General features: G+C 59.8%; 27 protein-coding genes. 16 read left to right on the top strand and 11 right to left on the bottom strand.

All coding sequences use genetic code 11. From position 1 onward, the window contains the following. Complete coding sequence (locus HCU66_RS06920) at nucleotides 1-594, bottom strand: NUDIX domain-containing protein (RefSeq protein ID WP_205887769.1); 594 nt, start codon at nucleotides 592-594, stop codon at nucleotides 1-3. Between the two features lie 129 nt (nucleotides 595-723). Here HCU66_RS06920 and HCU66_RS06915 point away from each other — a divergent pair, with 129 nt between their 5' ends. Continuing rightward, nucleotides 724-1,152, top strand: coding sequence for a GNAT family N-acetyltransferase (locus HCU66_RS06915; RefSeq protein WP_205887768.1), 429 nt, complete (start codon nucleotides 724-726; stop codon nucleotides 1,150-1,152). Nucleotides 1,153-1,173: 21 nt separating this feature from the next. Here HCU66_RS06915 and HCU66_RS06910 read toward each other — a convergent pair whose 3' ends face one another. After that, on the bottom strand, nucleotides 1,174-1,524 hold the full coding sequence (locus tag HCU66_RS06910; RefSeq protein ID WP_205887767.1) for a hypothetical protein: 351 nt from the start codon (nucleotides 1,522-1,524) through the stop codon (nucleotides 1,174-1,176). 156 nt (nucleotides 1,525-1,680) lie between these two features. Between HCU66_RS06910 and tusD the strand changes: the two genes are divergently transcribed. From tusD to HCU66_RS06880, 6 genes are all read left to right on the top strand, one after another. Next, the gene (gene tusD, locus HCU66_RS06905; RefSeq protein WP_205887766.1) at nucleotides 1,681-2,073 is read left to right on the top strand and encodes a sulfurtransferase complex subunit TusD; all 393 of its coding nucleotides are present in this window, start codon (nucleotides 1,681-1,683) and stop codon (nucleotides 2,071-2,073) included. A gap of 1 nt (nucleotide 2,074) precedes the next feature. Beyond that, on the top strand, nucleotides 2,075-2,437 hold the full coding sequence (tusC, locus tag HCU66_RS06900; protein WP_205887765.1) for a sulfurtransferase complex subunit TusC: 363 nt from the start codon (nucleotides 2,075-2,077) through the stop codon (nucleotides 2,435-2,437). Next, nucleotides 2,437-2,730 carry a sulfurtransferase complex subunit TusB gene (gene tusB / locus HCU66_RS06895; RefSeq protein WP_205887764.1) on the top strand — a complete coding sequence of 98 codons (294 nt, stop codon included), beginning with the start codon at nucleotides 2,437-2,439 and terminating at the stop codon, nucleotides 2,728-2,730. Before tusC ends, tusB begins: the two co-directional genes overlap by 1 nt. Further along, a complete protein-coding gene (locus HCU66_RS06890) occupies nucleotides 2,727-3,062 on the top strand; it encodes a TusE/DsrC/DsvC family sulfur relay protein (protein ID WP_205887763.1) in 336 nt (111 codons plus the stop codon). Before tusB ends, HCU66_RS06890 begins: the two co-directional genes overlap by 4 nt. Then, complete coding sequence (locus HCU66_RS06885; RefSeq protein ID WP_205887762.1) at nucleotides 3,059-4,060, top strand: glycosyl transferase family protein; 1,002 nt, start codon at nucleotides 3,059-3,061, stop codon at nucleotides 4,058-4,060. The genes HCU66_RS06890 and HCU66_RS06885 overlap by 4 nt, the downstream gene beginning before the upstream one ends. A gap of 90 nt (nucleotides 4,061-4,150) precedes the next feature. Beyond that, the gene (locus HCU66_RS06880) at nucleotides 4,151-5,152 is read left to right on the top strand and encodes a glutathione S-transferase family protein (protein ID WP_205887761.1); all 1,002 of its coding nucleotides are present in this window, start codon (nucleotides 4,151-4,153) and stop codon (nucleotides 5,150-5,152) included. A 142-nt stretch (nucleotides 5,153-5,294) separates the two neighbouring features. Here the strand turns inward: HCU66_RS06880 and cysG are convergent, their stop codons facing one another. The 6 genes from cysG to HCU66_RS06850 all read right to left on the bottom strand — a co-directional run bounded on the left by cysG (nucleotide 5,295) and on the right by HCU66_RS06850 (nucleotide 12,909). Next, nucleotides 5,295-6,689, bottom strand: a complete 1,395-nt coding sequence (gene cysG, locus HCU66_RS06875) for a siroheme synthase CysG (RefSeq protein ID WP_205887760.1) — start codon at nucleotides 6,687-6,689, stop codon at nucleotides 5,295-5,297. Further along, complete coding sequence (gene serS, locus HCU66_RS06870; protein ID WP_205887759.1) at nucleotides 6,690-7,970, bottom strand: serine--tRNA ligase; 1,281 nt, start codon at nucleotides 7,968-7,970, stop codon at nucleotides 6,690-6,692. A 15-nt stretch (nucleotides 7,971-7,985) separates the two neighbouring features. Further along, nucleotides 7,986-8,360 carry a fluoride efflux transporter CrcB gene (gene crcB / locus HCU66_RS06865; RefSeq protein ID WP_007941127.1) on the bottom strand — a complete coding sequence of 125 codons (375 nt, stop codon included), beginning with the start codon at nucleotides 8,358-8,360 and terminating at the stop codon, nucleotides 7,986-7,988. After that, nucleotides 8,357-9,682, bottom strand: a complete 1,326-nt coding sequence (locus tag HCU66_RS06860; RefSeq protein ID WP_205887758.1) for a replication-associated recombination protein A — start codon at nucleotides 9,680-9,682, stop codon at nucleotides 8,357-8,359. Before HCU66_RS06860 ends, crcB begins: the two co-directional genes overlap by 4 nt. Nucleotides 9,683-9,811: 129 nt before the next feature. Beyond that, complete coding sequence (gene lolA / locus HCU66_RS06855) at nucleotides 9,812-10,435, bottom strand: outer membrane lipoprotein periplasmic chaperone LolA (RefSeq protein ID WP_018925528.1); 624 nt, start codon at nucleotides 10,433-10,435, stop codon at nucleotides 9,812-9,814. A 68-nt stretch (nucleotides 10,436-10,503) separates the two neighbouring features. Further along, nucleotides 10,504-12,909, bottom strand: coding sequence for a DNA translocase FtsK (locus tag HCU66_RS06850; protein WP_205887757.1), 2,406 nt, complete (start codon nucleotides 12,907-12,909; stop codon nucleotides 10,504-10,506). A 306-nt stretch (nucleotides 12,910-13,215) separates the two neighbouring features. Here HCU66_RS06850 and trxB point away from each other — a divergent pair, with 306 nt between their 5' ends. The 4 genes from trxB (at nucleotide 13,216) to infA (ending at nucleotide 16,039) form a co-directional block, all read left to right on the top strand. After that, nucleotides 13,216-14,175 (top strand): thioredoxin-disulfide reductase, encoded by a 960-nt coding sequence (gene trxB / locus HCU66_RS06845; protein WP_205887756.1) that lies wholly within the window; start codon nucleotides 13,216-13,218, stop codon nucleotides 14,173-14,175. A gap of 68 nt (nucleotides 14,176-14,243) precedes the next feature. Further along, nucleotides 14,244-14,924 carry a leucyl/phenylalanyl-tRNA--protein transferase gene (aat, locus tag HCU66_RS06840; protein ID WP_205887755.1) on the top strand — a complete coding sequence of 227 codons (681 nt, stop codon included), beginning with the start codon at nucleotides 14,244-14,246 and terminating at the stop codon, nucleotides 14,922-14,924. An 88-nt stretch (nucleotides 14,925-15,012) separates the two neighbouring features. After that, on the top strand, nucleotides 15,013-15,720 hold the full coding sequence (locus HCU66_RS06835) for an arginyltransferase (protein ID WP_205887754.1): 708 nt from the start codon (nucleotides 15,013-15,015) through the stop codon (nucleotides 15,718-15,720). Nucleotides 15,721-15,820: 100 nt separating this feature from the next. Then, a complete protein-coding gene (infA, locus tag HCU66_RS06830) occupies nucleotides 15,821-16,039 on the top strand; it encodes a translation initiation factor IF-1 (protein ID WP_002553999.1) in 219 nt (72 codons plus the stop codon). Between the two features lie 217 nt (nucleotides 16,040-16,256). Here infA and clpA read toward each other — a convergent pair whose 3' ends face one another. Continuing rightward, entirely contained in the window at nucleotides 16,257-18,527 is a 2,271-nt protein-coding gene (gene clpA / locus HCU66_RS06825) for an ATP-dependent Clp protease ATP-binding subunit ClpA (RefSeq protein ID WP_205887753.1), read from the bottom strand. A 30-nt stretch (nucleotides 18,528-18,557) separates the two neighbouring features. Beyond that, nucleotides 18,558-18,920 carry an ATP-dependent Clp protease adapter ClpS gene (clpS, locus tag HCU66_RS06820; RefSeq protein ID WP_015094394.1) on the bottom strand — a complete coding sequence of 121 codons (363 nt, stop codon included), beginning with the start codon at nucleotides 18,918-18,920 and terminating at the stop codon, nucleotides 18,558-18,560. A 225-nt stretch (nucleotides 18,921-19,145) separates the two neighbouring features. On the opposite strand from clpS, the gene HCU66_RS06815 reads away from it, so the two are divergent. Further along, nucleotides 19,146-19,427 carry a cold shock domain-containing protein gene (locus tag HCU66_RS06815; protein WP_205887752.1) on the top strand — a complete coding sequence of 94 codons (282 nt, stop codon included), beginning with the start codon at nucleotides 19,146-19,148 and terminating at the stop codon, nucleotides 19,425-19,427. Between the two features lie 74 nt (nucleotides 19,428-19,501). Here HCU66_RS06815 and icd read toward each other — a convergent pair whose 3' ends face one another. Beyond that, entirely contained in the window at nucleotides 19,502-20,758 is a 1,257-nt protein-coding gene (gene icd, locus HCU66_RS06810; protein ID WP_205887751.1) for an NADP-dependent isocitrate dehydrogenase, read from the bottom strand. Between the two features lie 506 nt (nucleotides 20,759-21,264). Here icd and HCU66_RS06805 point away from each other — a divergent pair. From HCU66_RS06805 to hflD, 4 genes are all read left to right on the top strand, one after another. Next, entirely contained in the window at nucleotides 21,265-23,490 is a 2,226-nt protein-coding gene (locus HCU66_RS06805; protein ID WP_205887750.1) for an NADP-dependent isocitrate dehydrogenase, read from the top strand. A 200-nt stretch (nucleotides 23,491-23,690) separates the two neighbouring features. Then, a complete protein-coding gene (locus HCU66_RS06800; protein ID WP_205887749.1) occupies nucleotides 23,691-24,137 on the top strand; it encodes an NUDIX hydrolase in 447 nt (148 codons plus the stop codon). Nucleotides 24,138-24,196: 59 nt separating this feature from the next. Beyond that, complete coding sequence (mnmA, locus tag HCU66_RS06795; protein WP_205887748.1) at nucleotides 24,197-25,330, top strand: tRNA 2-thiouridine(34) synthase MnmA; 1,134 nt, start codon at nucleotides 24,197-24,199, stop codon at nucleotides 25,328-25,330. Then, nucleotides 25,327-25,950, top strand: a complete 624-nt coding sequence (hflD, locus tag HCU66_RS06790; protein ID WP_205887747.1) for a high frequency lysogenization protein HflD — start codon at nucleotides 25,327-25,329, stop codon at nucleotides 25,948-25,950. Before mnmA ends, hflD begins: the two co-directional genes overlap by 4 nt. Nucleotides 25,951-26,075: the final 125 nt, after the last annotated feature.

Here is a 26,075-nt window from a genome sequence, read left to right as displayed (position 1 = left end):
TCAAACCCCTGCGAAGATATTTTTCATCGCCGCATACTGCAGCAGCATGATGGTCTTGGCATCGCAGATCTCCCCGCGATAAAACGCCGCGAGTGCGTCGTCGAACTTCCACTCCAGCACTTCCAGTTCCTCGGTTTCTTCTTCCAGCCCACCGCCCTCGCTGACTTTCGAAGACGCGTCGTATTCGGCGATAAAGAAATGCAGTTTCTCCGTGACCGAACCGGGGCTCATGTAAGACTCGAACACCTTCTGCACATGGTGGACGCGATAGCCGGTTTCTTCTTCGGCTTCAGCGCGAATGCGCTCTTCAGGCGCAGCGCCTTCCAGCAGCCCCGCCGCCACTTCAATCAGCAAGCCATCATGGCCGTTGACGAATACCGGCAACCGGAACTGGCGAGTCAGCACGACGGTTTTCTTCTCGCGGTTGAACAGCAGAATCGCCGCGCCGTTGCCACGGTCGTAGACCTCGCGGCTCTGGCGCTGCCAGTCGCCGTTGTTGCGCAGGTAATCGAAGGTGATTTTCTTCAGCAGATACCAGTTGTGGGACAACACCTGAGACTCGATGATGTTGACCCGCTCGGCTGTGTTCGACATGACAATTCATCCTTATTTTCGTCAGAGGGCGTCGATGTTAGACGAAAACGGATTTCTCCGGTGTGGGGGGATAGAACAATCGCCGCGACCGGGATAGGCTCAGCCTTCACTGCCATAAGGAAGTAGCACATGACCCTGCGAATCGAATTGTCGACAAATGCCACTCAGCAAGAGCGCGAGGCGATCCTCACCCCGCTGCGCGCCTACAACGTTTCAAAGGCCGGGCCCACGGTGTCAGAGCAGATTGCTTTACTGGTACGCGATGACAACGACGAGATTCTCGGCGGGCTTTATGGCCGGGTGTTTTACCAGTGGTTTTTCATTGAGTTGTTGTCGGTACCGGATCAGGCCCGGGGACAAGGGATGGGCTCGAAGCTGATGCAAATGGCCGAAGACCTGGCGCGGGAGAAGGAATGCATCGGGATCTGGCTGGACACCTTCGACTTCCAGGCGCCGGAGTTCTACAAGAAACACGGCTACAGCGAGCTGGGGCACATTGCCGATTACCCGCCGGGCCACAAGCGCTTCTTTTTCCAGAAGCGTTTGATGGATTTGTAAGCTGCGATCTTTCGATCTTGCTTACAAACAGGTCGCCAACGCCGCCAACCGGCGCTTGGCGACAAAATCATCGTGCTGGGCGTAGTAGCTCAAGGCCGTGCCTGAAGCATCGGTGGTCACGTCCACAAAGGACTCGGCCGAACGGGTGTAGACCGTCGAGCCGCCCTTCTTGCCCGGCTGCAAATATGCGCCCGCATCGACGCCGAATACCGCCTCGTCCTGCCAGGCAAACTGCACGCACTGGGCGACGACTTTTTCCGGCTTGTCCGACGTCAGGGTTTTGTACGGGGTTTTGCTGCGGGCATCGTTCATCGCCGATCCGGCGCAGCCCGCCAGCAAGGTCGCGGCCAGCGCCACCATCAGAATTCGCATTGCGTTCGCTCATCAGAAAAAAGCGGACTGTATCACCAGGAGCATTGCGAGTTATATGGGTTGACGTAGGTTGAATGGGGGGCATCTGACACACCACCTTCGCCGCCTCGCCGATAAAGCTTTATCATGGCCGCAGTTTCGCTGATCGAGTCCGTCATGAAATTCGCCATTGCGCTGTTTTCCGCCGCCCATGCGCCTTCCTCGCGCCGTGCCTTGCTGTTCGCCCAGGCTCTGCTTGCCGGCGGGCATGAGATTGTCCGGCTGTTTTTTTATCAGGATGGCGTCTACAACGCGTCCGCCAGCGTGGTCACGCCGCAGGATGAGCAGGATTTGCCCAAGCAATGGCGCAACTTTGTCAGCGAGCATCAACTCGATGGCGTGGTCTGCATCGCCGCCGCCCTGCGCCGTGGTGTGCTGAACGAGGAAGAAGCCCAGCGCTATCAGCGTGAAGCGGTCGCCGTGGGCGCACCATGGGAATTGTCCGGCCTTGGCCAGTTGCATGACGCGGTGCAGGACGCCGACCGCCTGATCTGTTTCGGAGGCGCGTGAGATGGCTAAATCCTTGCTGATTATCAGCCGTCAGGCGCCGTGGTCCGGGCCGAATGCGCGCGAAGCGCTGGACATCGTGCTGGCCGGCGGCGCCTTCGATCTGCCGATCGGCCTGCTGTTTCTCGATGACGGGGTGTTCCAGCTCGCCGCAAAACAGGATGCCAAGGCGTTGCAACAGAAAGACCTGAGCGCCAACCTGCAGGCCTTGCCGATGTTTGGTGTCGAAGACCTGTTCGTGTGCGCCGAAAGCGTCGCTGCCCGTGGTCTGGACCCTGAAGGTCTGTCGCTTGAAGAAGCCCGGCTGTTGACCGCCCAGGACATCACCGCCCTCATTGACCGTTACGACCAGGTGATCACCCTCTGATGTCGACTTTGCATGTGTTGTCTCATTCCCCTTTCGGCGACGAGCGCCTGAGCAGTTGCCTGCGCGTGATCGGCCCCAACGATGCCCTGCTGCTGAGCGGCGACGCAGCGTATGCCTTGCAGCCAGGCACCGCGCCGTTCGGCGCGCTGAACGCCCGCCAGCTGAAACTGTTCGTACTGGCCGAAGATGCTCAGGCGCGTGCCCTGCAAGTTCCGGACTGGGCCAGTGCCATCGATTATCCGGCCTTCGTCGAGTTGTCGATTCATTACGACAAGGTCAACAGTTGGCTATGAAATCCCTGACCGTTGGCGCCCGCGCCGTTGAACTGGACAAGGACGGCTTCCTGGTCGAACTGAGTGACTGGTCTGCCGAGGTGGCCACCGCCCTCGCCGCCGCCGAAGACATCGAGTTGAGCCCGGAACACTGGGAAATCCTCGAGCTGCTGCGTAGTTTCTACGACGAATTCCAGCTGTCCCCGGCGACCCGCCCGCTGATCAAGTACACCGCATTGAAACTGGGCCCCGACAAGGGCAACAGCCTGCACCTGAACCGACTGTTCAAAGGCACCCCTGCCAAACTCGCCGCGAAACTGGCGGGCCTGCCCAAACCGACGAATTGCTTATGACCGACTATCCAGCGCTGACCCTAGAAACGCCCGCCGAACACCCGTTCGCCCAGTTCGTGCGGATCCTTGGCAAAGGCAAACGCGGCGCCCGCGATTTGACCCGCGAGGAAGCCCGCCAAGCCATGGGCATGGTGCTCGACGACAAGATCGAAGACACCCAACTCGGCGCCTTCCTGATGCTGTTGCGGCACAAGGAAGAAAGCGCCGAGGAAATGGCCGGCTTCACCGAAGCCTTGCGTGAACGCCTGAATCCACCGGCGCTGGCGGTCGATCTGGACTGGCCGACTTACGCGGGAAAGAAGCGTCATCTGCCGTGGTATCTGCTGGCGGCCAAGTGCCTGGCGCAGAACGGCGTGCGCATCTTCATGCATGGCGGCGGCGCGCACACGGCGGGTCGGCTGTACAGTGAACAACTGCTCCAGACCTTGAACATACCGCTGTGTCGCAACTGGCAGCAGGTCGGTGCGGCACTCGATCAGGGCGGTCTGGCGTTCATGCCATTGGTGGACTGGGCCCCGCAGCTTCAGCGGATGATCGACCTGCGCAACACCTTGGGCCTGCGCTCGCCGATCCATTCCCTGGCGCGGATTCTCAACCCGCTGGGCGCCCGTTGTGGCCTGCAAAGCATTTTCCACCCCGGCTATCAGGCGGTGCATCGCGATGCCAGCGGTCTGCTCGGGGACACCGCCATCGTGATCAAGGGCGACGGCGGTGAGATCGAGATCAACCCGGACGCCGACAGTCACCTGTATGGCACCACCGGCGGTAAAAGCTGGGATGAAGAATGGCCGCAGTTGTCCAGCCAACGCCACGTCAAACCGGCCACCCTCGATCCCGAGCACTTGAAAGCCGTGTGGCGTGGTGACGTGGTCGACAGCTACCCGCAAATGGCATTGATCTCGACCATGGCCCTGGCCTTGCGCGGCCTCGGCCAGACCCGCGAGCAAGCGTTCGAAACCGCCCAGCAGTACTGGGATGCTCGAGACCGATCGATTTAACCGATCATAAACGCCCAACCTTTGCGCTTTTAGTTCGAACCTATGCGGATAGACTCCTCTCCAACGCTTATGGGTTGAGGAGTCAGAAACATGGGATTGTTAGTCGAAGGCCGCTGGCAGGATCAGTGGTATGAAAGCAGCAAGGACGGCGCGTTCCAGCGTGAACAGGCGCAGCGGCGCAACTGGCTGACCGTCGACGGCAAGCCAGGCCCGACCGGCGTCGGTGGCTTTGCCGCCGAGGCCGGTCGCTATCACCTCTACGTGTCCCTCGCCTGCCCGTGGGCCCATCGCACGCTGATCCTGCGCAAGCTCAAGGGCCTGGAAAGCCTGGTCGACGTGTCGGTGGTCAGCTGGTTGATGCTGGAAAACGGCTGGACCTTCGACCAGAGCCTCGGCTCGACTGGCGACAAGCTCGATCACTTCAATTTCATGCACCAGCGCTACACCGCCGATACTGCTGACTACACCGGCCGCGTCACCGTGCCGGTGCTGTGGGACAAACAGCTCGGGCGTATCGTCAACAATGAATCGGCGGAGATCATCCGCATGTTCAACAGCGCGTTCGATGACTTGACCGGCAATGACCTGGATTTCTACCCAGCACCGCTGCGCAGCGAAATCGACGCCCTAAACGAGCGGATTTATCCAGCGGTGAACAACGGCGTGTACCGCGCCGGGTTTGCCACCTCGCAGCAGGCTTATGAAGAAGCGTTCGATGAGTTGTTTAGTGAACTGGATCGGCTGGAGCAACTGCTGGGCGCCAATCGTTACCTGACGGGTGAATACCTGACCGAAGCGGATATCCGGCTGTTCACCACCCTGATTCGTTTTGATGCGGTGTATTACGGCCACTTCAAATGCAACCTGCAGCGGATTGCCGATTATCCGAACCTGTCGAACTGGCTACGGGAGATTTATCAGTGGCCGGGGATTGCCGAGACGGTGGATTTCACCCACATCAAGAATCACTACTACGGCAGCCACAAGACCATCAACCCGACCGGGGTTGTGCCCAAAGGGCCGGCGCAGGATTTCACCGTGGCCCATGATCGGGAGCGGTTGAGCGGGAAAGGGGTTTGGCGCAAGGCCTGAGATTGATCGTTCCCACGCTCTGCGTGGGAATGCCTCAATGGACGCTCCGCGTCCGCTTCGGCATGGGACGCAGAGCGTCCCGGGCTGCATTCCCACGCGGAGCGTGGGAACGATCACATCATGTGGAGCGGTGACTCGGTCTCTAGACCTGCCCCTGCGCCCCTTCAAACCACGCCAGTTTCTCGCGCAGTTGCACCACTTCCCCGACGATCACCAGTGTCGGTGCATGCACTTCATGCTCCGCCACCAGCCGTGGAAGGTCGGCCAACGTGCCGGTAAATACCCGCTGATTGACCGTGGTGCCCTGCTGGATCAACGCCGCCGGGGTGTCGGCCGCGCGACCGTGCTTGATCAACTGCTCGCAGATGATCGGCAAGCCCACCAGCCCCATGTAAAACACCAGGGTTTGCGCCGGCGCGACCAGGTCGGCCCACGGCAAATCGGTGGAACCGTCCTTGAGGTGCCCGGTGACAAACCGCACTGACTGCGCGTAATCGCGGTGAGTCAGCGGAATCCCGGCATACGCCGCGCAACCGCTGGCAGCGGTAATACCCGGCACGACCTGGAACGGGATGCCATGGGCCGCCAGTTCTTCGATCTCTTCGCCGCCACGCCCGAAAATGAACGGATCACCGCCCTTCAACCGCACCACGCGCTTGCCGGCCTTGGCCAGATCCACCAGATGCTGGTTGATCTGTTCCTGAGGCACGGCGTGATCGGCGCGGCGCTTGCCGACGTAGACCCGCTCAGCATCGCGACGGCACAAATCCAGAATCGCCGGCGCCACCAGACGGTCATACAGCACCACGTCGGCTTGCTGCATCAGGCGCAAGGCGCGGAAGGTCAACAGGTCGGGATCACCCGGCCCGGCGCCCACCAGATAGACCTCACCGGTGGCCACAGGGGCTTCGCCATTGATTTTCGCCAGCATCAAGCGCTCGGCCTCGGCGCCCTGCCCAGCCAGTTGCCGGTCGGCAATCGGGCCCTGGAACACATCCTCCCAGAACGCCCGACGCTGCTGCACATCCGGAAACAGGCCTTTGACCTGGTTGCGGAAACGCGCCGCCAGACCGGCCAGTTGTCCATAAGTGGAAGGAATCCAGGTTTCCAGCTTGGCGCGAATCAACCGCGCCAGCACCGGCGCATCGCCGCCACTGGACACAGCGATAATCAGCGGCGAACGGTCGACGATCGCCGGGAAGATCACGCTGCACAGCGCCGGGGCGTCCACCACATTGACCGGCACGCAACGCCGATGAGCATCGGCGGAGACTTGCGCGTTCAGCGGTTCGTCGTCGGTGGCGGCGATGATCAGCCCGCAACCGTCCAGATCCGCCTCGACGTAGCCACGCAACAGGCACTCGCCACCGCTGCCCGCCACCAGCTCACGCAGTTGCGGTTCGATGTCAGGCGCGACCACCCGCAGCAGCGCACCGGCCTCGGCCAACAGGCGGGATTTGCGCAAGGCAATCTCCCCCCCGCCGACGACCAACACACGACTGCCGCGAAGGTTATGAAACAGCGGCAGATAGTCCATTTAGCCGATGACCTCAAGGCCACCCATGTACGGTTTGAGCACCTCAGGCACACGGATCGAACCGTCGGCCTGCTGATAGTTCTCAAGCACCGCCACCAGGGTGCGACCGACCGCCAGGCCGGAACCGTTCAGGGTGTGCACCAGTTCAGGCTTGCCGGTTTCCGGGTTGCGGAAACGCGCTTGCATGCGGCGGGCCTGGAAGTCGCCGCAGTTGGAGCACGACGAAATTTCGCGGTACTTGTCCTGGCTAGGAATCCACACTTCCAGGTCATAGGTCTTGACTGCGCTGAAGCCCATGTCGCCGGTGCACAGCGCCAGGGTTCGGTATGGCAGCTCCAGCAGTTGCAGGACTTTTTCAGCGTTGGCGGTCAGGCTTTCCAGCGCTTGCATCGAGGTCGACGGTTCAACGATCTGCACCATCTCGACCTTGTCGAACTGGTGCTGACGGATCATCCCGCGAGTGTCGCGACCCGACGCACCGGCCTCGCTGCGGAAGCACGGCGTGTGCGCCACAAACTTGATCGGCAACAGTTTGGAGTCGACGATTTCGCCGGCCACGATGTTGGTCAGCGACACTTCAGCGGTCGGGATCAGGTACAGGTCGGCTTCGCCGTCGCGGCCGATCTTGAACAGGTCTTCTTCGAACTTCGGCAGCTGACCGGTGCCTTGCAGGGCCGGCGCTTGTACCAGATAAGGCGTGTAAGCCTCTTCGTAACCGTGTTCGTTGATGTGCAGGTTGATCATGAACTGCGCCAGCGCCCGGTGCAGACGAGCAATCGGACCGCGCAGCAAGGCGAAACGGGCGCCGGACAGCTTGGCGGCGGTTTCGAAGTCCAGCCAGCCGAACTTCTCGCCCAGGGCCACGTGGTCCTGAACCGGGAAGTCGAACACCTTCGGCGTGCCCCAGCGGCGCACTTCAACGTTGCCGTCTTCATCATCGCCAATCGGCACCGATTCGTGCGGCAGGTTCGGGATGCCCAGCAGGATCGAATCCAGCTCGGTCTGGATCGCGTCCAGCTCGACTTTGCCGGCGCTCAACTCGCCCGCCATGCGCTCGACGTCCGCCATCAACGGCGCGATGTCTTCGCCGCGCTGCTTGGCCTGACCGATGGACTTGGAGCGCGCGTTACGTTCAGCCTGCAGAGCTTCGGTGCGGGTCTGGACGGTCTTGCGCTGTTCTTCCAGCGCTTCGATGCGCGCAACATCCAGGGCAAAGCCACGGGATGCCAGGCGGTCCGCTACGTCCTGAAGGTTGCTACGTAACAGTTTGGAATCGAGCATGTCGGTTTCTCGTTATCAAAGTTTGGTCAGGGACAGGCCAGCCCAGGTGGCGAGCAGCCCGCCGAATACGCTGATGGCCGCATAGCCCAGGGCCAGCGGCACTTGCCCGGTTTCCAGCAGGCGCACCGTATCCAGTGAAAAGGATGAAAAAGTCGTCAGCCCCCCGAGGAAGCCGACGATCAACCCGGCGCGTACCGCAAACGATACCTCCGGGCGAATCAAAAACAGGCCGTATAGAACGCCGATCAGCAAACAGCCCACGATATTAACGGCCAGCGTCGCGGTATAGAAGTGCCGCGGCCAATTCGCGTTGATCCAGTTACCGGTGGCGAAGCGCAGCAGCGTACCGGCGACACCGCCGACAGAAACCGCAACAATCAAGGGAATCAATTTTTTCTCCGCTGCCGGGGGCTTAGACGGTCAAGCTGCGCGAGGTGACTGAGCTTTTCGCCGATCTTCAGCTCCAGGCCGCGGGGCACGGGTTGATAGAACCGTTGTGGCTCCAGCTCTTCCGGGAAGTAATCTTCGCCAGCGGCGTAGGCATCCGGTTCATCGTGGGCATAACGGTATTCGTCGCCGTAGCCCAATTGCTTCATCAGCTTGGTCGGCGCGTTGCGCAGGTGCAGCGGCACTTCGAGCGAGCCGTGTTCGGTGGCGCTGCGCATCGCGGCCTTGAAGCCCATGTACACCGCGTTGCTTTTCGGCGCGCAAGCCAGATACGTAATGGCCTGGGCCACCGCCAATTCGCCTTCGGGGCTGCCGAGGCGCTCCTGCACTTCCCACGCCGCCAGGCACAGGCTCAGGGCGCGGGGGTCGGCATTGCCGATGTCTTCGCTGGCCATGCGCACTACGCGTCGGGCCAGGTACAGCGGGTCGCAGCCGCCGTCGATCATTCGCGCGAACCAGTACAGCGCGCCATCGGGGTTGGAACCGCGTACCGATTTATGCAGCGCGGATATCTGGTCGTAGAAGGCTTCGCCGCCCTTGTCGAAACGCCGACGGGTATCGCCGAGCAGGCTTTGCAGCAGGTCGATGCCAATTTCGCTGTTGTCTTCGGCCAGGTCCGAGGCGTTTTCCAGCAGATTGAGCAGACGCCGGCCATCGCCATCGGCGGCGGACAACAACATCTGGAAGCCCTCGTCGCTGAGGGTCAGTTGCCGCTTGCCCAGCCCGCGCTCTTCGGTCAGCGCGCGATGCACCAGCTTGCGCAGGGCCGCTTCGTCGAGGCTCTTGAGCACATAGACACGCGCCCGGGACAGGAGCGCGTTATTGAGTTCGAACGAGGGGTTTTCCGTGGTCGCGCCGATGAAAATCAGCGTGCCGTCTTCAACGTATGGCAGGAACGCATCCTGCTGGGACTTGTTGAAGCGGTGCACTTCGTCGACGAACAGGATGGTGCGTTTACCGTACTGCCCGGCCTGCTGCTTGGCGACCTCCACTGCCTGACGAATCTCTTTGACCCCGGCCAGCACCGCCGAAACCGTTTCGAAATGCGCATCGGAGACTTCCGCCAGCAGCCGCGCCAGGGTGGTTTTACCCACCCCCGGCGGCCCCCAGAAAATCATCGAGTGCAGGGCCCCCTGCTCCAGGGCTTCGCGCAAAGGCTTGCCGCGAGCGAGCACATGTTCCTGACCGACGTACTCGTCCAGATTGGCCGCACGCAAGCGTGCTGCCAAAGGTTGAGCGATCGGGGCGCTGCGAAACAGGTCCATCACTGCTTATGAAACCTCACTGGGTCCTGATGTCGATCAGTAGGAGCGGGCTTGCTCGCGAAAGCGGTGTGTCATTCAACATTGATGTTGGCTGATCCGACGCATTCGCGGGCAAGCCCGCTCCTACAGTTATTCCTGGATCACATCGGCACCCTTGGGGATGTCGAACTTGAACTTGGATGCCGGGATCGGTTCGTTGGCCTTCACGCCAGTGAACAGAATGTTGGTGCGCTGGCCGACGCTGTCGATCATCTGCATATCATTGACCAGACCATTGCGGAACGACAGGCGCAGGCTGTCGAACAGGGTGTCTTTGGTTTTCGGCTTCAGGGTGAAGTCGATCACGCCGCCGGCTTCCTTGGCGCTGATGTCGAAGCTCTGGCTGATCTTGGACACGTCACCGGACAGCAGCAACGCCGGGGTCTGGGTCAGGCGCTGGTCGAGGGTCTTGATGGTGGCCTGTTCCAGATCCGGGTCCCACAGGGTCACTTTCTTACCGTCCGATACCATGGTTTGCTCGGCCGGCGCGTTGGTGTGCCAGTAGAACAGGCCCGGGCGCTGCAAGGACATTTCACCCGCAGTTTCTTGTAACTGGGTGCCGCTGCCATCAAGGGTCAGCTGAGAGAAGCGCGCGGTCAGGGTCTGGGATTTTTCCAGCAGTTGAGTCAGACGCGCCACGTCCTTGTCGTCGGCGTGGGCCGAGAGCGTGGTCAGAGCCAGTACCGGCAGCAACAGCATGCGGATAAGACGCATGGGAGTCCTCATAAACATTCGTGGGAGTGCGGGCAGCGCCTCAAGACGCCGCCCCTTTCAATACCGGATCAGTCGCGCACCGGGCCAGGGGCCAGGACTTCACGCGAACCGTTGGTGTTCATGGACGTTACGACCCCGGCCATTTCCATGGCTTCGATCATGCGCGCCGCGCGGTTGTAGCCGATTTTCAGCTTGCGCTGAACCGCGGAGATGGATGCGCGACGGCTTTCCAGGACGAACTGCACCGCTTCGTCGTAGAGCGCGTCGGTTTCGGCATCATCTTCACCGCCACCGCCGCCGTTTTCAAAGCCGCTACCAGCCTCTTCGACACCGGCGAGAATGTCATCGTTGTATTCCGGCGCGCCGCGCAACTTCCAGGCTTCAACCACCCGGTGCACCTCGTCATCGGACACGAATGCGCCGTGAACACGAATCGGCAGGCTGGTGCCCGGCGGCATGTACAACATATCACCGTGGCCCAGCAGTTGTTCGGCGCCGCCCTGGTCGATGATGGTCCGCGAATCGATCTTGCTCGACACCTGGAACGCCATACGGGTCGGGATGTTCGCCTTGATCAGACCGGTGATCACGTCCACCGACGGACGCTGGGTCGCAAGGATCAAATGGATGCCCGCCGCACGCGCCTTCTGGGCGATACGGGCGATCAGTTCTTCAACCTTCTTGCCGACGATCATCATCATGTCGGCGAATTCGTCGACCACCACGACGATGGTCGGCAGCTTCTGCAGCAGCGGCGCCTCGTCGTGGATGCTCTCGCGCTTGTACAGCGGATCGCTCAACGGCTCGCCAGCGTCCTGGGCTTCCTTGACCTTGGCGTTGAAGCCCGACAGGTTACGCACACCCATCTTCGCCATCAGTTTGTAGCGCCGTTCCATCTCGGCGACGCTCCAGCGCAAAGCGTTGGCAGCGTCCTTCATGTCGGTGACCACCGGGCACAACAGGTGCGGGATGCCTTCGTAGATCGACAGTTCAAGCATTTTCGGGTCGATCATGATCAGCTTGGCGTCTTCAGGGCCCGACTTGAACAGAATCGACAGGATCATCGCGTTCACGCCCACCGACTTACCGGAACCGGTCGTGCCGGCCACCAGCAAGTGCGGCATTTTCGCCAGGTCAGTGATGACCGGCTTGCCGCCGATGTCATGACCCAGGGCCAGGGTGACCGGCGACTTGAAATTATCGTACTCGGGGGTCGACAAGACCTCGGAGAACCGTACGATCTGCCGGTCTTCGTTAGGGATCTCGATACCGACCGTGGTCTTGCCCGGAATCACTTCCACCACACGCACACTGGTCACGGCCAGGGAGCGGGCCAGGTCTTTGGCCAGGTTGGCGATGCGGCTGACTTTAACCCCGGCGGCAGGCTGGATTTCGTAACGGGTAATGACCGGGCCCGGGTGAATCGAATCCACCGCGACTTCGACGCCGAATTCCTTGAGCTTGATTTCCAGCAAGTGGCCGACGGCCGCCAGGGATTCAGGCGAATAATTGAGTTGTTTCTTTTCCGCGGGGTCGAGAATCGAGATCGGCGGCAAGGTGCCTTCCACGGCGCTGTCGACGAACAACGGCGCCTGTTTCTCTTTCTCTACGCGTTTGCTCGGGGCGGCCGGTTTGGGCAGAGCCGGGGCAATCACCGGCGGCACCTGTTTCTCGCGCTCGGACATGTGCTTGCTCAGGGCCTGCTCGCGTTCGATCAGGCGCTCCTTGACCTTGGCCTGCTCGCGTTTGTCGGTGACGGTCGGTGCAACCACGTCATGCACGCGATCGTCGACTTCACGCAATTGGGCAACCAGTTGCTTGCGTTCGGTACGGGCCGCCCACCAACGATTGGCCGCGCCCTGAAACAGTTCGAACAGATCGAGGGTGATCTTGCCGGTAACGTCCATCACCTTGAACCACGACAGGTCGGTGAACACCGTCAGGCCGAACAGGAACAGCGCGATGAACAGCAGCGTACTGCCCTGGATGTTCAACGCGTTTTTGGCCAGATCGCCGAGGCTTTCACCCAAAGCGCCGCCCGCGCCGGCCGGCAGACCGGTCGCCGCATGAAAATGGATGTGGGCCAGTGCCGCGCCTGACAGCACCAGAAACACCAGGCCGATCAAGCGCCAGGAGAACAGCCAGCCGCTCCACTCCCACGGCTCGTGGCGTTGGCGAAAGATCTGATAGGCCTTGATCGCCAGCAGCAACGGGAAAATGTAGGCGAAGTAACCCAGGACCATGAACAGGATGTCGGCGCTGTAAGAGCCGGCAGGCCCGCCGAAGTTCTGCACATCGTCGATCTTGCTGTTATGGCTCCAGCCCGGATCGTCCTTGCCATAGGTCAACAAGGCCATCATCAGGAACAGGCACAACGCGCCAATGGCGATCAATGCACCTTCCTTGAGCCGGTAGTGCAATTGCTGCCGCCAGAGCGGAACGACTGTTTTAGGTGCTGCGGTGGATTTCTTCAAAACGCTTCTTTTCCTGCGCCCAGGGCGCGTCCATCTGTTGAATGACTATAAAAACTGCCCAATCCAGGCAGGTAAAAAAGTTAACCGGCGCAACCGGGACTACTTTTAACACTGCGCCCTGGTTTTTCGAAATACGGCACGCACTGCTTTTTTGATACAAACGCTGTTACAGCAAGGCATTGTACGGGTTTGTTCGCCCGATGCCATGCTTGACGCCCTTGGCAACAGCATAGCCAACAGCACAGTACGCGCGGTCCAATTTGAGCATGCATTCTCTTTTGTGACAAAGGCTTATGAGGTGTTTTTATGAGCGAAGCGAAGCATTTCCGCCTGATCATTCTGGGTTCCGGCCCTGCCGGTTATAGCGCAGCCGTTTATGCCGCTCGCGCCAACCTCAAACCCGTTGTCATCACCGGCCTACAGGCAGGTGGCCAGCTGACCACCACCGTCGAAGTCGACAACTGGCCTGGCGACGTCGAAGGCCTGACTGGCCCGGTACTGATGGAGCGCATGCAGAAACACGCCGAACGCTTCGACACCGAGATCGTTTACGACCACATCCATACCGCCAAGTTGCAACAGCGCCCGTTCGAGCTCATCGGCGACAGTGGCACCTATACTTGCGATGCGCTGATTATCGCCACCGGCGCTTCGGCCCAATACCTGGGGTTGCCATCGGAAGAAGCCTTTGCCGGCAAAGGGGTTTCGGCCTGCGCCACCTGCGATGGCTTCTTTTACCGCAACCAGGTGGTTGCCGTGGTTGGCGGCGGCAACACTGCGGTGGAAGAAGCGCTGTATCTATCGAATATCGCCAGGGAAGTTCATCTGATTCACCGTCGCGACAAACTGCGCTCGGAGAAGATCCTGCAGGACAAGCTCTTCGAAAAGGCCGCCAACGGCAACATTCGCCTGCACTGGAACCAGAATCTGGATGAAGTGCTGGGCGACGCCAGCGGCGTGACCGGCGCCCGACTGCGCCACAGCCATACCGGCGAAACCCATGAACTGTCGCTGGCCGGCGTTTTCATCGCCATCGGCCACAAGCCCAACACCGACCTGTTCCAGGGTCAACTGAAAATGCGTGACGGCTACCTGCTGGTCAAGGGCGGCAGCGAAGGCGACGCCACTGCAACCGACATCGCAGGCGTGTTTGCCGCCGGCGACGTGGCCGACCACGTTTATCGCCAGGCCGTGACGTCCGCCGGAGCCGGCTGCATGGCCGCGCTGGATGCCGAGAAGTATCTCGATGACATTCCCGGTGTTTGACGGTTAACCTTCCATCAGGCGGGCTCGCCAGCCCGCCACCGCCCTCCCCTTCTGCAAGCCCGGATGCCATGCTGACTTGGTTACAACGCAACACACTGACCTTTCCGCCACTGGAAAAAGCCATGCGCGACCCCAACGGGTTGCTGGCCGCGGGCGGCGATCTGTCTGCCGACCGTCTGATTCAGGCGTATCGCCATGGCTGCTTTCCATGGTTCTCGGAAGGCCAACCGATTCTCTGGTGGTCGCCGGATCCGCGCACGGTGCTGTTTCCCGATGAACTGCATGTCTCTCGCAGCCTGAACAAACTGCTGCGCCAGCAACGCTATCAAGTGACCTTCGATCGGGATTTTGTCGCGGTCATCCGCGCCTGCGCCGCACCGCGCGAGTACGCTGATGGCACCTGGATCACCCAGGAAATGCAGCACGCCTACATCGAACTGCACAAGCGCGGGTACGCCCATTCGGTGGAAGTCTGGGACGATGGCGCGCTGGTTGGCGGGCTCTACGGCCTGGCCATGGGGCAGCTGTTTTTCGGCGAGTCGATGTTCAGCCGCGCCGACAACGCTTCAAAATATGGCTTTGCCACACTGGTGCGGCATCTGAAAGACTCAGGTTTTGTACTGATCGATTGCCAGATGCCTACCGATCATCTGCACAGCCTGGGCGCCCGGGCGATTCCCCGCAGCGAGTTTGCCGGCTACCTTGCGCGACACCTGGATCAACCCGGCCGTGCCACCTGGGTTTGCTGAGCGACATTGGCGTGTGTGGCTTACACTTAATGCGGGGGAGACGAATTGAAAACGCTCCCTTATCAAAAGTTTATCCCGAGGGTTGATCATGACCGAGTTGGCGCGTTTGAAGTTCTATGCCACTCAGCCCCACTCTTGCAGTTATCTGCCCGATGAACAGGCCACGACGCTGTTCCTCGACCCTAGTCAGCCCATGGATGTGCATGTCTATGCAGACCTGTCGGAAATGGGCTTTCGTCGCAGTGGCGATCATCTCTACCGGCCCCATTGCCAGCATTGCAATGCGTGCGTACCGGCGCGCATTCCTGTGGCGCAATTCACCCCCAACCGTCAGCAGAAACGCATTCTCAAACGCAATGCCGATTTGCAGGTGCGCCCGGCCCGGCCAAAGTTCAGCGAAGAGTACTTCGACCTGTATCAGCGCTACATCGAACAACGCCACGCCGATGGCGATATGTATCCGCCGAGCCGCGACCAGTTTTCGACCTTCCTGGTACGTGACCTGCCGTTCTCCCGCTTCTACGAATTTCGCCTCGAAGGCCGGCTGGTGGCAGTGGCCGTTACCGATTTGCTGCCCAACGGTCTGTCAGCGGTCTACACCTTCTACGAGCCCGATGAGGAGCGCCGCAGCCTGGGACGTTACGCGATTCTCTGGCAGATCGCCGAAGCCCGGCGCCTGGAGCTGGAGGCGGTCTATCTGGGCTACTGGATCAAAAACTGCAAAAAAATGAGCTACAAGACCCAATATCGCCCTATCGAACTGCTGATTAATCAACGCTGGGTCATCCTGAGCTAGAACCTCTTGGCTTAAACCCCACTTTTCGGGCACAATGCACGCCGCTTTTGCCTGGCGCAGTTGCACCGGGCCATTCATTGGACACCGAGGGCTTTACTGCATGTCGAAAGAAGACAGCTTCGAAATGGAAGGCACTGTCGTCGACACCCTGCCCAACACCATGTTTCGTGTGGAGTTGGAAAATGGGCACGTCGTAACCGCGCACATCTCCGGCAAGATGCGCAAGAACTACATTCGTATTCTTACCGGCGACAAAGTGCGCGTCGAGCTGACGCCCTATGACTTGAGCAAAGGGCGCATCACCTACCGCGCTCGCTAATCAAGTCAATACAAAACGCCCGGCCATGCCGGGCGTTTTTGTTTGCGGATCGTTCCCACGCTCTGCGTGGGAATGCCTCAACGGACGCTCTGCGTTCGGCTTTTGAAGGGACGCGGAGCGTCCCGGGCTGCATTCCTTTGCTGCGCGTGGGAACGATCACATCTGGCAGACAGCAAAAAGGCGCCTTTCGGCGCCTTTTGCTTTGTTGCGGTTAACGTCAGGCCATTTCAGCCGTGGTCTCGAACTCGAAGGTCAGCTCGCCATCCTTGATGTCGATGTGCACCACACCACCATGGTCGGCCAGTTCGCCAAAGAGGATCTCTTCCGCCAGCGGACGCTTGATCTTGTCCTGGATCAAGCGCGCCATTGGCCGAGCGCCCATTGCCGTGTCGTAGCCACCCGCCGCCAGCCAGCTGCGTGCAGCGTCGGTGACTTCCAGCTGCACACGCTTGTCTTCCAGCTGCGCCTGAAGCTCGGTAAGGAACTTGTCCACCACACTTTTGATGACCTCATGACTGAGGCGACCAAACTGGATGATGGTGTCCAGACGGTTGCGGAACTCCGGCGTGAAGCTCTTCTTGATCACTTCCATCGCATCGGACGAGTGGTCCTGATAGGTGAAACCGATCGAAGCACGCGCCGCGGTCTCGGCACCGGCGTTGGTCGTCATGATGACGATCACGTTACGGAAATCCGCCTTGCGCCCGTTGTTATCGGTCAGCGTACCGTGGTCCATGACCTGCAACAGCAGGTTGAAGACTTCCGGATGCGCCTTCTCGATCTCATCGAGCAGCAGCACGCAGTGAGGTTGCTTGGTGATGGCTTCGGTCAGCAGACCGCCCTGATCGAACCCGACGTAGCCTGGAGGCGCACCGATCAGACGCGATACGGTGTGGCGCTCCATGTACTCGGACATGTCGAAGCGGACCAGTTCGACCCCCAACGCCTTGGCCAGTTGCCGCGCGGCTTCGGTTTTACCGACACCGGTCGGCCCTGCGAACAGGAACGAACCGACGGGTTTGTCAGGCGACTTGAGGCCGGCACGGGACAGCTTGATTGCGGTCGACAGCGAGTCGATCGCCGCATCCTGGCCGAATACCGTGAGTTTCAGGTCACGCTCAAGGTTGCGCAGCAGTTCTTTGTCGGAACTGGTGACGTGTTTTGGCGGAATCCGCGCGATTTTCGCGACGATGTCCTCGACCTGAGGCACTTCGATGCGTTTCACACGCTTCTCGATCGGTTGCAGACGCTGATAGGCGCCCGCCTCGTCGATGACGTCGATGGCTTTGTCCGGCATGTGCCGGTCGTTGATGTAACGCGAGGCCAGTTCGGCAGCGGCGCGCAGGGCTTCATCACTGTATTCGATGTTGTGATGCAGCTCGAAACGCCCTTTCAGGCCACGCAGGATGCCGACGGTGTCTTCCACCGAGGGCTCCGAGACATCGACCTTCTGGAAGCGCCGGGCCAGAGCACGGTCCTTCTCGAAGATCCCGCGGAACTCCTGGAACGTGGTCGAACCGATGCAGCGAATATCGCCGGACGACAGCAATGGCTTGAGCAGGTTCGAGGCATCCATGACGCCACCGGACGCAGCGCCCGCACCGATGATGGTGTGGATCTCGTCGATGAAGAGGATCGCCTGCGGACGTTTTTTCAGCTCATTGAGCAACGCCTTGAAGCGCTTCTCGAAATCGCCGCGGTATTTGGTTCCGGCCAGCAAGGCCCCCAGATCGAGGGAATACACCACGCTGTTGGCCAGCAGGTCTGGCACCTGGTTGTCGACAATGCGTTTGGCCAGGCCTTCGGCAATCGCGGTTTTACCCACGCCCGCCTCGCCCACCAGCAACGGGTTGTTTTTGCGACGACGCGCCAGGATCTGCGCGACGCGCTCGACTTCGAGCTCACGACCTACCAATGGATCGATACGACCCTGGCGCGCGAGTTCGTTGAGGTTGCTGGCATAAGCATCCAGAGGATTGCCTGAAGAAGAAGACTCACCGCCCTCGTCGTCCTGCATATCTTGTTCACCTTCAGAGTGATCGCCATGCCCCGGCACTTTGGAAATGCCATGGGCGATGTAGTTGACGACATCGATACGCGCAACGCTCTGCTGTTTCAGCAGAAACACTGCCTGACTCTCTTGCTCACTGAAGATCGCGACCAGCACGTTGGCGCCAGTCACTTCGCGTTTGCCCGAGCTCTGTACGTGAAAGACAGCACGTTGCAGTACACGCTGGAAGCCCAGGGTTGGCTGGGTTTCACGATCCTCGTCATGGAGGGGGATCAATGGCGTGGTGGAGTCGATGAACTCCTGCAGGTCATGCTTGAGTTTGTCGAGGTTTGCGCCACAGGCACGCAAAACGGTAGCGGCAGCCTCATTATCCAATAGGGCCAGCAGCAGGTGTTCGACGGTCATGAATTCATGACGCTTCGAACGAGCCTCCTTGAAGGCTAGATTGAGGGTGACTTCGAGCTCGCGGTTTAACATAGCTTCACCTCATACCCAAGTGGTCGGCGATTAACCGTCCTTCTCGATTTCACAGAGTAGCGGATGCTGGCTTTCCCTGGCGTACTGGTTGACCTGCATGGCCTTGGTCTCGGCGATGTCGCGGGTAAACACTCCACATACTGCCCGTCCTTCTGTGTGGACGGCCAGCATGACCTTGGTCGCCAGCTCGCGATTCAGGTTAAAAAACACCTCGAGCACTTCGACGACGAAATCCATCGGTGTGTAGTCATCGTTGAACAAAACCACCTTGTACATAGGCGGCGCCTGTAAAGCAGGCTTGGCCTCCTGAACAGCAATGCCTGCGGAATCGTCGTCGTGTAAATCAGGGCGATCCTGATTGAATGTTAGTCGAATCTGGCTGATTGCATGCATGGAAAGAAAGGTTCGTCAGTTGTGCAAATACAGTGGTGGGGGCGTCTACACACGTTTTCAACTCCGACTGCCCGGTCACCTTGACTATCGGAAAATCGGTGTTACAAACAATAGAGCCCACAGTGGGTAAAAAAGGTCCGCGGAGTCAATCCTGTTTGCAAGATTAGACTGCGGATGTACTGGATGATACTCCAGTGATGGAGTCTGTTGCAGAGGGATATGGGTATGTCAGTTGGCAAGGTGAAATGGTTCAACAATGCCAAGGGGTTCGGCTTCATTAATACCGACGCCAGAGAAGGTCGCGACGAGGACGGAAAACAAATCGATTTCTTTGCCCACTATTCGGCCATTGAAATGGAGGGATACAAGACCCTCAAGGCTGGGCAAATCGTTAAATTCGAGATCATTCAGGGCCCCAAAGGGTTGCATGCCATAAAGATCGCGCCTGCCACATCCCCGAACGAACAGACTGCACCTGCCACCAGGCAAGAAACAGTGTCGAGCTGACGCAACCTGTCATCCAGTCATAAAAAAACCGCCCGAAGGCGGTTTTTTTGTGCTGATTCGCTTACATATGCGGCTTACATATGCGAGATGAGCGCATCACCAAACGCAGAAGACGACAGCAGTTTCGCCCCGTCCATCAAACGCTCGAAGTCATAGGTCACGGTCTTGGCCGAAATCGCGCCATTAGTGCCCTTGATGATCAGATCGGCCGCTTCGGTCCAGCCCATGTGACGCAACATCATCTCGGCGGACAGGATCAACGAACCCGGGTTGACCTGGTCCTTGCCGGCGTACTTCGGCGCAGTACCGTGGGTCGCCTCGAACATCGCCACGGTGTCGGACAGGTTGGCACCCGGCGCAATACCGATACCGCCCACTTCAGCCGCCAGGGCGTCGGAGAGGTAGTCGCCGTTGAGGTTCAGAGTCGCGATCACATCGTACTCGGCCGGGCGCAGCAGGATCTGCTGGAGCATGGCGTCGGCGATGGCGTCCTTGACGATGACGTTCTTGCCGGTTTTCGGGTTCTTGAACTGCATCCACGGACCGCCGTCGAGCAGGGTCGCACCGAATTCTTCGGCGGCCACTTCGTAGGCCCATTCCTTGAAGGCACCTTCGGTGAACTTCATGATGTTGCCTTTGTGCACGATGGTCAGCGAGTCGCGATCATTGTCGACCACGTACTGCAGGGCTTTGCGCGCCAGACGCTTGGTGCCTTCCAGGGAAACCGGCTTGACGCCGATACCGCAGTTTTCGTCGAAACGGATCTTGGTGACGCCCATTTCTTCTTTAAGGAACTTGATGATCTTGGTCGCTTCCGGCGAACCGGCCTTCCATTCGATACCGGCATAAATGTCTTCCGAGTTTTCGCGGAAGATAGTCATGTCGACGTCGCCTGGCTTCTTGACCGGGCTCGGCACGCCTTCGAACCAGCGCACCGGGCGCAGGCACACATACAGGTCAAGCTGCTGACGCAGGGCCACGTTCAGGGAACGGATGCCGCCGCCGACTGGTGTGGTCAGAGGGCCCTTGATGGAAACCACGTAATCCTTGACCGCGTCCAGGGTTTCCTGAGGCAGCCAGGTGTCCTGATCGTAAACCTGAGTCGCTTTCTCCCCGGCGTAGACTTCCATCCAGGAAATTTTGCGCTCGCCGCCGTAAGCCTTCTTAACAGCAGCATCGACAACCTTGATCATGACCGGGCTGATATCAACGCCAATACCATCGCCTTCGATGAAGGGGATGATCGGGTTGTTAGGAACATTGAGAGAATGGTCCGCGTTGACGGTGATTTTTTCGCCAACGGCTGGAACCTGAATCTTCTTGTATCCCATGCTGAACTCCATTGTTTGGATTGAACATCTGGCTTGGTCCGAGCGTACCCCAGTTAAATCGGCGCGCAAACCCTATGTTCCGCCCATCTGCCGCAAAGCTGCGCTGTTCGCGACGTACAAGCCTGAAAACAAAGGGAAAAGCGCCAAACTCAAGCACGATGGACGACTCTACGCCCCACGCCTTCCTGCGACCTTTAGACCAATGGACGAAAATCGTTACCTATGAACCATCGGCAGATTGCCAGCTACCTATGTATAATGCCGCCGCTGACCACAGAGTCACGACGGCCGACCTCTCTGCCACTGGAAATGTAGCCGAGACTCTGGGCCCGAAAAAGCAGGATTGTTATCGCAGTCCACCCGCTTGACGCTCGACCGATGCACCCAACATCACAGCAAAGAAACCTCGACATTCGGCTCATGGATGACTTTGAACGAACGCGCTTACCCGGCGCCCCTCGAGTTTCTGTGCACGCTTTAGCAAAGAAGAGAGAGTTAATCCGAATATGCCCACCCGCTCGAAGATCATCTATACCTTCACCGACGAAGCCCCAGCCCTCGCCACCTATTCACTGTTGCCTATCGTAGAGGCTTTCACCGCCTCGGCTGATATCGCCGTTGAAACCCGCGATATCTCTCTTGCAGGGCGCATTCTGGCCAGCTTCCCCGAGCAATTGGGCGACAAGGCGGTAGCCGACCACCTCGCCGAACTGGGCGAGCTGGCCGTTACACCTGAAGCCAACATCATCAAGCTGCCGAACATCAGTGCTTCGGTTCCGCAACTGCAGGCCGCGATCAAAGAGCTGCAAGCCCAGGGCTATGCACTGCCGGACTACCCGGAAACCGTGACCAGCGACGCCGACAAAGAAGCCAAGGCCCGCTACGACAAGATCAAGGGCAGCGCCGTAAACCCGGTTCTGCGCGAAGGCAACTCCGATCGTCGTGCACCGCTGTCGGTCAAGAACTACGCACGCAAGCACCCGCACAAAATGGGCGCCTGGGCCAAGGACTCCAAGTCCCACGTGGCTCACATGAGCACCGGCGATTTCTACGGCAGCGAAAAAGCTGCCCTGATCGACGCCGCTGACGCCGTCAAAATCGAACTGATCGCTCAAGACGGCACCACCACCGTCCTGAAGGAAAAAACCACCGTACAAGCCGGTGAGATCCTCGATTGCGCGGTCATGAGCAAAAACGCGCTGCGCAGCTTCATCGCCGCCGAGATCGAAGACGCCAAGGCAAAAGGTGTACTGCTGTCGGTTCACCTCAAAGCCACCATGATGAAGGTCTCCGACCCGATCATGTTCGGCCAGATCGTTGCCGAGTTCTATAAAGATGCCCTGGCCAAGCACGCTGACGTGCTGGCTCAGATCGGCTTCAACCTGAACAACGGCATCGGCGACCTGTACGCTCGCATCAAGGCTTTGCCTGCCGAGCAACAAGCGCAGATCGAAGCGGACATCCAGGCGGTCTACGCCGTTCGTCCGTCGTTGGCCATGGTCAACTCCGACAAGGGCATCACCAACCTGCACGTGCCGAGCGACGTCATCGTCGACGCCTCGATGCCGGCCATGATCCGTGACTCCGGCAAAATGTGGGGCACCGACGGCCAGCTGCACGACACCAAGGCCGTGATCCCGGATCGCTGCTACGCCACCATCTACCAAGCGGTGATCGAAGACTGCAAGGCAAACGGCGCCTTCGATCCGACCACCATGGGCAGCGTGCCAAACGTTGGCCTGATGGCGAAAAAAGCCGAAGAGTACGGCTCGCACGACAAGACGTTCCAGATCAAGGCCAACGGCGTGGTTCGGGTTTCCGACAGCGCTGGCCGCACTCTGCTGGAACAGTCGGTTGAAGCCGGCGACATCTTCCGCATGTGCCAGACCAAAGACGCGCCGATCCAGGACTGGGTCAAACTGGCCGTCAACCGCGCTCGCGCAAGCAGCACTCCAGCGATTTTCTGGCTGGACCCAATGCGCGCCCACGACGGCGTAGTGATCGAGAAAGTTCAGGCTTACCTGAAGGACCACGACACTTCCGGGCTGGACATCCGCGTCATGTCGCCAGTCGACGCGATGAAGTTCACCCTGGAGCGCACTCGCGAAGGCAAGGACACCATCTCGGTGACCGGCAACGTATTGCGCGACTACCTGACCGACCTGTTCCCGATCATGGAACTGGGCACCAGCGCCAAGATGCTGTCGATCGTGCCGCTGATGAACGGCGGTGGCCTGTTCGAAACCGGCGCTGGCGGTTCGGCGCCGAAGCACGTTCAGCAGTTGCTGGAAGAAAACTTCCTGCGCTGGGATTCCCTGGGCGAATTCCTGGCCCTGGCCGCTTCTCTTGAGCATCTGGGTGTGACGTACAACAACCCTAAAGCGCTGGTGCTGGCCAAGACCCTGGATCAGGCCACTGGCCAGTTCCTCGACAACAACAAGTCGCCATCGCGCAAAGTCGGCAACATCGACAACCGCGGCAGCCACTTCTACCTGGCGCTGTACTGGGCTCAAGCCCTGGCCGCCCAGACCGAAGATGCTGCGCTGCAAGCGCAGTTCGGCGAGCTGGCCAAAACCCTGACCGAGAACGAAGCGACCATCGTTGCCGAGCTCAACGCCGTTCAGGGCAAGCCAGTGGACATCGGCGGTTACTACCACGCCAATGCCGAGCTGATCAGCAAGGCCATGCGCCCGAGCGCAACCTTCAACGCCGCGATTGCTGCGCTGGTTTAAGGTTGTAAGGGAGCATCACAAACCCCGGCCTCGTGCCGGGGTTTGTGTTTTCTATCTGCCAAACCTCAAAACCCTGTAGGAGCTGGCTTGCCAGCGAAAGCGGTTTATCATCCGAGACTTCGATTGACTGACCCACCGCCTTCGCTGGCAAGCCAGCTCCTACAGGGCTCGGGTTTCAAATTTTAATTTGAGGAAGCTTCATGGACTGGCTACCCCACATCACCGTCGCCACCATCGTCGAAGACAATGGCCGCTTCCTGATGGTCGAAGAATCCAAGCACGGACGAACGGTGCTCAACCAGCCCGCCGGCCATCTGGACCCGGACGAAACCCTGATCGAGGCCGCCGTGCGCGAGACCCTCGAGGAAACCGGCTGGGACGTCGAACCGACCGGTGTAATAGGCATTTACCTCTACACCGCGCCCAGCAACGGCGTGACTTACCAACGGGTCTGCTTCAGCGCAAAACCCGTCCAGCACCACCCGGATTATCCATTGGACGACGGCATTGTCGGTGCAAAATGGCTGACGCGTGACGAACTGCTGCAACAGCGCGCAAACTGGCGCAGTGAGCTGATCATCCGCTGCATCGATGATTATCTGGACGGTAAACACTTCAGCCTCGAACTGATCCGCCCTTCTCTTTAGCCTTGCAGGCTTGAGCCTGCTAGAATCGCGTCCTTTTTCAAGACACTCGTTGAATCCCTATGCGTGATCCAGCCCCTTCTGCCACACAAAAGAAGCGCGTCATTGTCGGTATGTCCGGCGGCGTGGACTCTTCCGTTTCCGCCCTCCTGCTGATCGAGCAGGGTTATGAGGTGGAAGGCCTGTTCATGAAGAACTGGGAAGAAGACGATGGAACGGAATACTGCACCGCCATGGATGACCTGGCGGACGCCCAGGCCGTGTGCGACAAGATTGGCATCAAGCTGCACACCGCCAACTTCGCCGCCGAGTACTGGGATAACGTGTTCGAGCACTTCCTGGCCGAATACAAGGCCGGTCGCACGCCGAACCCGGACATCCTGTGCAACCGCGAGATCAAGTTCAAGGCGTTCCTCGATTACGCCATGATGCTCGGCGCCGATCTGATCGCCACCGGCCACTATGTGCGCCGCCGCGACGTCGATGGCCGCACCGAGTTGCTCAAGGGCCTGGATCCGAACAAGGATCAGAGCTACTTCCTGCACGCCGTCGGCGGCGAGCAGATCGCCAAGACGCTGTTCCCGGTCGGCGAACTGGAAAAACCCGAAGTACGCGCAATTGCCGAGAAACACGACCTGGCCACCGCGAAGAAAAAGGATTCCACCGGGATCTGCTTTATCGGCGAACGCCGCTTCAGCGACTTCCTCAAGCAATACCTGCCGGCCCAACCCGGCGAGATCAAGACCACCGAAGGCGAAGTCATCGGTCGCCACCATGGCCTGATGTACCACACCATCGGCCAACGCCAGGGCCTGGGCATTGGCGGCCTGAAAGACGCCGGTGAAGAGCCGTGGTACGTGCTGATCAAGGACCTGGAGCACAACGAGCTGATCGTCGGCCAGGGCAATGACCACCCGTGGCTGTTCTCCCGCGCCCTGCTCGCCTCGGACATCTACTGGGTCAACCCGATCGATCTGACCGAGCCGCGCAGGCTGACTGCCAAAGTCCGCTATCGTCAGAGCGACCAGCCTTGCACCCTGGAAAAGACCGCCACCGGCTACCGCGCCACCTTTGATGACCCGCAACGCGCGGTCACCCCGGGCCAATCCGTGGTGTTCTACGACGGCGAAATCTGCCTCGGCGGCGGCGTGATCGAAGTGGCCGAGCCCTGGACCAGCAAGGGCCAGCGCCCATGAGCCCGACTCAGGAGCAACTGACAGCCCTGGGCGGTGTGTTTCTCGCCGCCGTGCTGGTCGACAAGATCGCCAAGACCGGCCAGACCAACGAAGCCGGCCTGACCTGCATGCTCGGCAGCCTGTTGATTCGCGACCCCAAGGACACGCTGGAAGTCTATGGCGGTGACGACATCAACCTGCGTGACGGTTACCGCGCACTGATCGGCGCCCTGGAGCGCGACCCCAGCACCCTCCAGCGCGAACCGCTGCGCTATGCCCTGGCGATGCTGGGGCTGGAGCGTCAGTTGGCCAAGCGCGGCGACATGCTGGACGTGATCGGCAAGCGTCTGCCGCAGATTCAGTCCCAGGTCGAGCACTTCGGCCCGGCGCACGAAAACGTGATCGCCGCCTGCGGCGCGCTGTATCAGGACACCCTGAGCACCCTGCGCCAACGGATCCAGGTGCATGGCGACATGCGCAACCTGCAGCAACCGAGCAATGCCTCGAAAATCCGCGCACTGTTGCTGGCCGGGATTCGTTCGGCGCGCCTGTGGCGGCAGTTGGGCGGCCATCGCTGGCAATTGGTGATCAGCCGTCGCAAGTTGCTTAAAGAGCTTTACCCGCTGATGCGCGGCAGCTGAACCGCGCCCGCAGTACCGCTTTGTAGTCAGTAACGCGTAATACGCCGGTCAGTTGGCAACGGACCGGCGGATTTTTTCATGTATGATACGCGCCCCATTTCGTTGCCCGACTGTCCGAGAACACC

It is taken from the genome of Pseudomonas frederiksbergensis, from assembly GCF_017114915.1.
GTDB classification, from domain to species: Bacteria; Pseudomonadota; Gammaproteobacteria; order Pseudomonadales; family Pseudomonadaceae; genus Aquipseudomonas; species Aquipseudomonas frederiksbergensis_I.
This window is presented reverse-complemented; position numbering and strand designations above follow the sequence as displayed.

What these genes read in the sequence shown, in the direction of transcription:
- HCU66_RS06920 (WP_205887769.1), bottom strand. Translation starts at nt 594, where the DNA reads ATGTCGAACACAGCCGAGCGGGTCAACATCATCGAGTCTCAGGTGTTG.
- HCU66_RS06915 (WP_205887768.1), top strand. Translation starts at nt 724, where the DNA reads ATGACCCTGCGAATCGAATTGTCGACAAATGCCACTCAGCAAGAGCGC.
- HCU66_RS06910 (WP_205887767.1), bottom strand. Translation starts at nt 1,524, where the DNA reads ATGCGAATTCTGATGGTGGCGCTGGCCGCGACCTTGCTGGCGGGCTGC.
- tusD (WP_205887766.1), top strand. Translation starts at nt 1,681, where the DNA reads ATGAAATTCGCCATTGCGCTGTTTTCCGCCGCCCATGCGCCTTCCTCG.
- tusC (WP_205887765.1), top strand. Translation starts at nt 2,075, where the DNA reads ATGGCTAAATCCTTGCTGATTATCAGCCGTCAGGCGCCGTGGTCCGGG.
- tusB (WP_205887764.1), top strand. Translation starts at nt 2,437, where the DNA reads ATGTCGACTTTGCATGTGTTGTCTCATTCCCCTTTCGGCGACGAGCGC.
- HCU66_RS06890 (WP_205887763.1), top strand. Translation starts at nt 2,727, where the DNA reads ATGAAATCCCTGACCGTTGGCGCCCGCGCCGTTGAACTGGACAAGGAC.
- HCU66_RS06885 (WP_205887762.1), top strand. Translation starts at nt 3,059, where the DNA reads ATGACCGACTATCCAGCGCTGACCCTAGAAACGCCCGCCGAACACCCG.
- HCU66_RS06880 (WP_205887761.1), top strand. Translation starts at nt 4,151, where the DNA reads ATGGGATTGTTAGTCGAAGGCCGCTGGCAGGATCAGTGGTATGAAAGC.
- cysG (WP_205887760.1), bottom strand. Translation starts at nt 6,689, where the DNA reads ATGGACTATCTGCCGCTGTTTCATAACCTTCGCGGCAGTCGTGTGTTG.
- serS (WP_205887759.1), bottom strand. Translation starts at nt 7,970, where the DNA reads ATGCTCGATTCCAAACTGTTACGTAGCAACCTTCAGGACGTAGCGGAC.
- HCU66_RS06860 (WP_205887758.1), bottom strand. Translation starts at nt 9,682, where the DNA reads ATGGACCTGTTTCGCAGCGCCCCGATCGCTCAACCTTTGGCAGCACGC.
- lolA (WP_018925528.1), bottom strand. Translation starts at nt 10,435, where the DNA reads ATGCGTCTTATCCGCATGCTGTTGCTGCCGGTACTGGCTCTGACCACG.
- trxB (WP_205887756.1), top strand. Translation starts at nt 13,216, where the DNA reads ATGAGCGAAGCGAAGCATTTCCGCCTGATCATTCTGGGTTCCGGCCCT.
- aat (WP_205887755.1), top strand. Translation starts at nt 14,244, where the DNA reads ATGCTGACTTGGTTACAACGCAACACACTGACCTTTCCGCCACTGGAA.
- HCU66_RS06835 (WP_205887754.1), top strand. Translation starts at nt 15,013, where the DNA reads ATGACCGAGTTGGCGCGTTTGAAGTTCTATGCCACTCAGCCCCACTCT.
- infA (WP_002553999.1), top strand. Translation starts at nt 15,821, where the DNA reads ATGTCGAAAGAAGACAGCTTCGAAATGGAAGGCACTGTCGTCGACACC.
- clpA (WP_205887753.1), bottom strand. Translation starts at nt 18,527, where the DNA reads ATGTTAAACCGCGAGCTCGAAGTCACCCTCAATCTAGCCTTCAAGGAG.
- clpS (WP_015094394.1), bottom strand. Translation starts at nt 18,920, where the DNA reads ATGCATGCAATCAGCCAGATTCGACTAACATTCAATCAGGATCGCCCT.
- HCU66_RS06815 (WP_205887752.1), top strand. Translation starts at nt 19,146, where the DNA reads ATGTCAGTTGGCAAGGTGAAATGGTTCAACAATGCCAAGGGGTTCGGC.
- icd (WP_205887751.1), bottom strand. Translation starts at nt 20,758, where the DNA reads ATGGGATACAAGAAGATTCAGGTTCCAGCCGTTGGCGAAAAAATCACC.
- HCU66_RS06805 (WP_205887750.1), top strand. Translation starts at nt 21,265, where the DNA reads ATGCCCACCCGCTCGAAGATCATCTATACCTTCACCGACGAAGCCCCA.
- HCU66_RS06800 (WP_205887749.1), top strand. Translation starts at nt 23,691, where the DNA reads ATGGACTGGCTACCCCACATCACCGTCGCCACCATCGTCGAAGACAAT.
- mnmA (WP_205887748.1), top strand. Translation starts at nt 24,197, where the DNA reads ATGCGTGATCCAGCCCCTTCTGCCACACAAAAGAAGCGCGTCATTGTC.
- hflD (WP_205887747.1), top strand. Translation starts at nt 25,327, where the DNA reads ATGAGCCCGACTCAGGAGCAACTGACAGCCCTGGGCGGTGTGTTTCTC.